At 52.6% G+C, this 730-nt stretch carries 1 protein-coding gene and 1 pseudogene; both read left to right on the top strand.

Annotated elements, in window-relative coordinates; translation table 11 throughout:
• A pseudogene (locus tag VT06_RS16915) lies at positions 1-544 on the top strand (IS21 family transposase); the annotation flags it as partial.
• Positions 545-553: 9 nt separating this feature from the next.
• Positions 554-730 (top strand): ATP-binding protein (locus VT06_RS16920; RefSeq protein ID WP_200898015.1); only part of this gene is annotated, 177 nt, incomplete at its 3' end.

A 730-nucleotide genomic window follows, 5' to 3' on the forward strand; every position in this document is an offset into this window, starting at 1 on the left:
CATTGCGAAAGTCGCCAAAGATTACCACGTACAGTACGACAATCACTGGTACTCGGTGCCACATCGTTTAGTGGGTGAGCGGGTTGAAATCAGTGCCACTCAGACCATGGTGAAGGTTTATCATCATAGCAAGTGTATTGCACAGCATCCTCGCAGCCATCACGCTTACCGGCACAGCACTCACGTGGCACATATGCCAGAAAACCATGCAGCCTATCAGGAGTGGAGCCCAGAGCGTATTCGCAGTTGGGCCACCAATATTGGCCCCAATACCCTGGCTGTTGTAGTAGCGGTTGAACGCAGTAAAGACCATCTCGTTCAGGCGCAGCGCGCCTGCTTGGGGCTTCTCAGCGAGCAAAAGCGCTATGGTAGTGACCGATTGGAAAATGCCTGTGCACTCGCCATCAGCCGCCAGCTACCTTATATACCGGTCATCAAAAAGCTGCTCAAAGCAGGCGATGATATGCGCTTCCAGCAGGACGATAGCAGCAATACCACGCCTGGCACACATGCCAATATCCGTGGCTCACACTACTACCAATAAGGGCAAATAATGGACACCTTACTTATTCAATTACGCCAGCTTAAACTGGCAGCCATGGCGAATGCGCTGGAGCAACAACGCCTTGCACCACACACTTACGCAGAGCTGAGCTTCGATGAACGACTGGGATTACTGGTCGAGCAAGAACATCTGGCACGGGATAACACCCGCTTACAACGCCTGCGC

It is taken from the genome of Arsukibacterium sp. MJ3 (genome assembly GCF_000987765.1).
In the GTDB taxonomy this organism is placed as follows: Bacteria; Pseudomonadota; Gammaproteobacteria; order Enterobacterales; family Alteromonadaceae; genus Alishewanella.